Genomic DNA, 5,519 nt, shown 5'->3' with positions numbered 1-5,519 from the left:
GTCTCTGTTCCCCGGAAGCGATCCCCAAGCCCCTCCGCTCCCCCGAGCCAGGAGAGGCCCATCACCAACAGCAGCAAGGCTGATCCCTGCAACCCTTGCCGCGGCCGGTGTTGGCTAATCCACAGCAGCGCCCAGAGCAAGGCCAAGGGCCAAACTCGGTAGCTCAGCCCACAGGCCAGCGCCAACCCCTCCCAGCGCAGGCGGGATCCCGGCCTAATGCCGCTGCTAGTTAGTAAGACCAGGAGAGCGAGGATCTCGCTGCTCGGCTCCAACCCCTGGGTCAGCACCCAGGGGCTAAGCCCCCACAGGCCGGCGCTCCAGAAATTGCCCCAGCTCCAACACAACAGTAGGATGGCCAGACAGGCTAGGGTCGACAAGGTTGCCAGCAGTCCTTGCGGCGGGATCCCGCTTTTTTGCCCTAGCCAAGGCAAAAGTTTCTCTGCCAGCCAGTGGTAGAGAGGGAGTTCCAGCGGAGCAAGGGATCCCCCAGAGCTACTGGCAGGCAAAACGCGCCACCACGCTTCCTGAGCCGGTTCTGCCAGAAGGCGAAGCCGTTGCCCAAAGAGCAGTCCTACTCCCCCGCACAGCAGGCAGGGGCCTATCCAACTCAGCTTGGCCGGCTGCCGGCGCCGGAGTAGCCGTTTGCCCTGAGGAGGCATGGCGGGAGGAAACCTCACGGAGAAGAGGGCCTAGTCAACTCCAGATCGCCTGCTGAGGGACACCCCGACTGCTGCCAACGGCGGATAGCTTGGGCGGTGAGCCCGTTGGTAACATCGCGAACGGGGATCCCGGCTCCAGTTACTCGGAGGCGCACCAACTGCCAGGGATCTCCTGGTTTATCCCGCAATACACAGGCCTCATAGGCCAGATGCAGGGTTTCGCTGCGCCGTCCCGCTAGAGGGTTGTCCGGCTGCGGCGGCTGCCGAGGGAGAACCAAGCGGCGCTCCAGCGTGGTGAAGTAGAGGCAAAAGCCCTGGGCAGTGGAAGCGGCTGGGCTATCCGCCAACTCCTTGGCAGCAAGAGGCTCGACCTGCGGCTGACCCACGAGTACCACCTGAAACTCTGAGCGGGAGCGGCTCAGGGCTAAATTGAGAAACAAAGGCAACTGGGCCGTCAGGGCCTCAGACCAAGTTTGGGGATCGCTAGCACAGACTTCTCCCCTGGCTAGTGTAGGAGCGAGGCCGGACAGTCCCAAAACCACTGCTAGAGCGGCTCCCCGCCTGCCCCTCAACGCCATTTCCCCAACCCTCAGCCCGCAGTCTCCACCAGCGCCTGGAAGCGTTGCCAGGCTGCCAGAGGATCGGTAGCGGCCGTGATGGGGCGACCCACCACCAGATAGTCCGCCCCCGCCTGCAGGGCTGTTGCAGGGCTACAAACCCGCCGCTGGTCGTCCCCCGCCTCTGGATCCCCCAGTCGGATCCCTGGGGTTACCAGCAGAACCTCCGGCCCCAGAGCTTGGCGCAGCCGCCCCACCTCCTGAGGAGAACAGACCAGACCCCTCAAGCCCTGTTCCAAGGCCAGCTGGGCCAACTGCAACACATAGTCGCCGGGATCCCGCTCGATGCCCAGCTCCCGCCGCACCTGTTCAGGGCCAAGGCTGGTTAAAAGGGTAACTGCTAACAGCCGACAGGAACTGCCCTGGACGGCCGTTGCGGCTGAGTGCAACATGGCGCTCCCGCCGGCCGCATGGACGGTCAGCAAATCCACCCCATGGCCAACGGCTACTCGAACTGCCCGCCCCACTGTGCGAGGAATGTCGTGCAGCTTGAGGTCCAAGAAAATGCGCTTGCCCCGCTCCTTCAGGGCTTGCAGAATTGGAGGGCCAACTGCCGTAAACAGCTCCAGGCCCACCTTCCACCACTGCACTTGGGGTAAACGCTCCACCCACTCCAGCGCCTCCTCAAGGGAGGAGGTATCTAGAGCAACAATAAGGCGGCTATCCTGCATAGCCCACGCCCTCAGGCCGGCTAGCGCGTAGAGCCCTCCTCCCGCGGCTCATAGTGAGGACAGCCCTTGCAAGGGCCATAGGGGTTGACGGCACAGCGCAGTTGCGGGGAAAGGGCATTGTAGCGACAGGTGGGATCCCCAATCCAGCCAGGCGGTGAAGCGATATAGGTATAGACAACTACGCCCCCAAACCCCCAGGGGCTAACGAAAAAGCGGCTGGTGCTAAAGGACTGCCCCTCGGCAGGGTTAAACGCTTCCTCTGAGCGCTCGGGTTCCTCCTCCAGCCGCCAAAAGGTTTCCCACTGCCGGAGGGTTTGCTCGATAGGGGTGGCCAGCTGTTCTCCCAGCTCCCTCAAGGCGGCTTCTAGAGCAGCAAGGCCTGCCTCTGCCGCCTGCCTAAAGGCTGCCACCCATTCTCCCAAGAGCTTCTCCCAATCCATGCTGCAGCGACCTGAGGGCTTCCTTTAATACCTTAGCCGCTTGCTTAGGCGATACGGCCAACTTCCTCCGGCAATTGCCCCTGCAGACATTGGCGCGGGTATGCCACTTCGCCCGCCTCTGCGCCGAGGGAATGCTGGGCTCGCGACTTGAATTCTTCTCAAGGTTTAGTTGCCGTACGCTGTCGCGGTTGAAGCCTGTCACAGAGGTCTGGGCTGCAGCTTCCCGGCCACCAACAAGCAAGAGGGACAAAACTATCCACGATAATCCCCTAAGGGCAGCGCGGCGCATCTTGGGACTGGGCAGCGGAGGGCTGTTCAATCATAGCAGCTCTCTTGGGCAGCTGGCGGCTTGTCCAAGGCCGCTTTGGGCAGCCCAATCCCCGACCACTGCACGCAACGGCGGCCCTCTTCATCCTCCAGGGATCCCTCGCGGCGGTAGGAAAAGAAATCCTGGGGCTGGCCAAAGGTGCAGTGGGGACTGATGGCAATGTGCTCAGGCGGGATCCCTTGCGCTTGGGCCTGGGCAGAGTTGACCCAGCGCAGATCCAGGCGAACCTTGCCAGGGATGGGATCAGGCCAGAGGGCAAGCTGCGGATCCACGCCTGCCGGCAGCGCCTGCAGCACCTTGTCAGCCACTGCTTGGGAAACTTGGTAGGCTGGCCCGGAAATAGCTGGCCCCAGGGCAATGCGGATTTCCTCGACAGGGATCCCCCCCCGGAGAAAGACCTGGAGCACCTTGGGCAAGATGCCGGCAGCCGTCCCCCTCCAGCCAGCGTGAACTGCTGCCACCCACCGGCGACTGGCAACCAGAATCGGCACACAGTCAGCAGTACCAACCCAGGCAGAGTCTTCTGGGCAGCGGGCAATTACGGCATCGACTGCGGGACGCTGAACCCTGCTTTCTGCTTTCCCTGCCGGGATCGTGGTGAGGGCATCGGCCCACATCCACTGACAGCCGTGGACCTGGTGGCCCCAAGCTGCCCGTTCGGGGGTCAGCCGCAGCTGCTCAGCCAGTTCAGCCGGTTGATAGAAGGAGCTGCGCCGGCACCCAAAAGCATGCGGCCAGTCCGCCAAGAGCTGACACCGCAACCACCGCCACCCCCCTTGCTCTTGCCAAACCCAGCCCTCAGAACTGCTCATCGGCCCACGCTGCGAAAAGGGGATCTCTGGGCGTGCAGATGTCCCACGTGCTCCTCTAGGCAAAGTCGCAGCTCAACTGGGTTAAAGAGCATTGGCAGAAAGTGGATGCCTCGGTTTTCCCGGAAGAAGAAGAGAATGGGTACAGGCCGCCAGAAAATCTGCCAATCCTGCCACTCGCTGTAGGGGAACTCGCGGATGCGCCGGGAGCCGCTGTAGACTTGCAGGGCTGTGCGGGTAAAGGCCAGCCCGATAAGACAAGTCTGCACCAGCAAAAACAGGCCAAACAATCCCATGGCCAGCCCTGCCCAAAGCGAAAGCCAAAACAGCGGCACTGCCAAAACTAGCACTGCCAGACTGAGGCGAAAGTCGGGGGTCAACAAATGGGCAGAGTAGGGTTTGATCACGCCTTGCTTCTCCTCCGGATCCCAGGGCTATTCTAGCCCCTCCCAACAGCGCTCCCTGGGGTTTCCCCACCTAATCTCCAAAGAGCTTGATGGCCGGCGGCCTGGGATCGAAGACCTCATTGGGATCCACCCGCGGCTGCCCTACCCCTTGCAGGGGATAGAGAGGACGACCCGTGTCGAATTGAAAGAGATAGATGGGCAACTGACTGCTCCCCAAAGACAAAAAGGCCACGGTATCGATCTGGGTGAGAGCATTGCGGCTGGCCGGTCGGGTGAGGTTAAAGGCGGCGATGCGGTCTTCCAAGGGGGTCTCGGCAGCAGTGCGTCTGCCCAGGCCAATTCTAAACTGCTGGTTCCCCTGCTCATCCACCCCCAAGACCTGCACATCCCCCAGCTCCAGTTGGGGCGTGCTCTCCGGCAGGCCGGCCACCACTGGCGGCGCATCCAGCGGCGGCTGCGAGGGCAAAAAGCGCAACTGCACTCCTTCCGGCAAGATGCGATAGTCCTGGTAGTCGTGCCGGATGGCAAGGGATCCTCTGAACACGCGGCGGGTCAGGCCCTCCAGCGTCCAAAACCCATAGCTCAGGTTGATGCGGGTGCTCTCCGGCAGCCAATAGCGAAGGCCTCCCTCGGGCGCGGGCACTGCCGTAAACCCCATGAGGACGTAGGCCTGTCCCCACACCCCTGACAAAAACAAGAGCACCTGCCGCGGCAGCCCCGACTCCGGATCTAGCCATAGCTCCCGCACCTGGCCTTTTTGAAGGGGTTCCAGGCGCAAGTGCTGGACAGGGGATCCCGCCAGATCCGCCCGTTCTGAGGAGAAGACGTGGTAGCGGGTGGGATCAGCCTCTAAGTGAAAGTTCACCGAGGGCAGGAGCGCTTCGGGCCGGCTCACGTACACCGAATACAGCCTGAGTAAGTCCGATTGGTTCACCGCTTCCAGTTGCCGCGAATCCAACAGGCGGACGCGATCCCCTTCGGCTACCCAAGCCTGCCAACTGCCGTCGCGGCGGCGGAGCACATCCAGGGTGGCTGTAAAGGTCTGGGATCCCTCAACCCGCACCTGCTGGCGGTACTGCAAGTTGGGCAAAGGGGGCAGTTGCTTCAAAGCAGCGTTGTAGCGCTCCAGCCAAAGCTGGGGATCCTGGTCGGAGCCTCTCGAGGAAATGAGCTCCGCTTGGGCCAAAGCCAAATCTGCTGAGGGTAAGCCAACTAGCCCCGCAAGCAAAAGCACAACCCCGCCCAGATAGCCATAGAGGGATCCCTGCCGTCGCCACCTTCTTACAGATTGTCCGGGGGGCATCAGCTCACCTTGGCCTACTTGGCTGAATGGGGAGGCTCCCTCCTGTCTCCATGCCTACTCAATGGCAATAGACTGGGGGCCTTGCGTGGAGGCCGGCGGATCCTCCACCCTCAAGCCCTGCGACTCTAGCCAACTGCGCAGCGGATCCTGCCTTACATCCAAACGCAGCAGGCCGCTGAGAAAGCCCCCGCAGAAGACAACAGGGTTGCTCAGAAAGGTCTTCCAGACCTCGTTGTGAGTAAACATAGTTGGCATCTCAAACCCTTCCCCATCCTAGCAGGGCCC

The 5,519-nt window shown here is 62.2% G+C and carries 7 protein-coding genes and 1 pseudogene; all 8 read right to left on the bottom strand.

From position 1 onward, the window contains the following. Window positions 1-659, bottom strand: a pseudogene (locus NW860_RS04620) (hypothetical protein); the annotation flags it as partial. Window positions 660-673: 14 nt separating this feature from the next. After that, on the bottom strand, window positions 674-1,201 hold the full coding sequence (locus tag NW860_RS04615; protein WP_414512702.1) for a hypothetical protein: 528 nt from the start codon (window positions 1,199-1,201) through the stop codon (window positions 674-676). A gap of 47 nt (window positions 1,202-1,248) precedes the next feature. Then, the gene (pyrF, locus tag NW860_RS04610) at window positions 1,249-1,947 is read right to left on the bottom strand and encodes an orotidine-5'-phosphate decarboxylase (protein WP_414411434.1); all 699 of its coding nucleotides are present in this window, start codon (window positions 1,945-1,947) and stop codon (window positions 1,249-1,251) included. 20 nt (window positions 1,948-1,967) lie between these two features. Then, a complete protein-coding gene (locus NW860_RS04605) occupies window positions 1,968-2,387 on the bottom strand; it encodes a DUF6464 family protein (protein WP_414512700.1) in 420 nt (139 codons plus the stop codon). A gap of 315 nt (window positions 2,388-2,702) precedes the next feature. Further along, window positions 2,703-3,527 carry a polyphenol oxidase family protein gene (locus NW860_RS04600; protein WP_414512698.1) on the bottom strand — a complete coding sequence of 275 codons (825 nt, stop codon included), beginning with the start codon at window positions 3,525-3,527 and terminating at the stop codon, window positions 2,703-2,705. Continuing rightward, a complete protein-coding gene (locus tag NW860_RS04595; RefSeq protein WP_414512697.1) occupies window positions 3,524-3,931 on the bottom strand; it encodes a DUF3119 family protein in 408 nt (135 codons plus the stop codon). Before NW860_RS04595 ends, NW860_RS04600 begins: the two co-directional genes overlap by 4 nt. Window positions 3,932-4,001: 70 nt before the next feature. Further along, window positions 4,002-5,234, bottom strand: a complete 1,233-nt coding sequence (locus tag NW860_RS04590) for a hypothetical protein (protein ID WP_414512695.1) — start codon at window positions 5,232-5,234, stop codon at window positions 4,002-4,004. A gap of 54 nt (window positions 5,235-5,288) precedes the next feature. After that, window positions 5,289-5,480: a hypothetical protein gene (locus tag NW860_RS04585; RefSeq protein WP_414393228.1), complete on the bottom strand. Its 192-nt coding sequence runs from the start codon at window positions 5,478-5,480 to the stop codon at window positions 5,289-5,291. Window positions 5,481-5,519: the final 39 nt, after the last annotated feature.

The organism is Synechococcus sp. F70.1, from assembly GCF_047502745.1.
In the GTDB taxonomy this organism is placed as follows: domain Bacteria; phylum Cyanobacteriota; class Cyanobacteriia; order Thermostichales; family Thermostichaceae; genus Thermostichus.
Note: the sequence above shows the minus strand (reverse complement) of the source record. Positions and strands in the feature narration are given on the sequence as shown.

Excerpts from the sequence above, each read along its gene's own strand:
- NW860_RS04590 (WP_414512695.1), bottom strand. The coding sequence starts at position 5,234 with ATGCCCCCCGGACAATCTGTAAGAAGGTGGCGACGGCAGGGATCCCTC.
- pyrF (WP_414411434.1), bottom strand. The coding sequence starts at position 1,947 with ATGCAGGATAGCCGCCTTATTGTTGCTCTAGATACCTCCTCCCTTGAG.
- NW860_RS04600 (WP_414512698.1), bottom strand. The coding sequence starts at position 3,527 with ATGAGCAGTTCTGAGGGCTGGGTTTGGCAAGAGCAAGGGGGGTGGCGG.
- NW860_RS04605 (WP_414512700.1), bottom strand. The coding sequence starts at position 2,387 with ATGGATTGGGAGAAGCTCTTGGGAGAATGGGTGGCAGCCTTTAGGCAG.
- NW860_RS04585 (WP_414393228.1), bottom strand. The coding sequence starts at position 5,480 with ATGTTTACTCACAACGAGGTCTGGAAGACCTTTCTGAGCAACCCTGTT.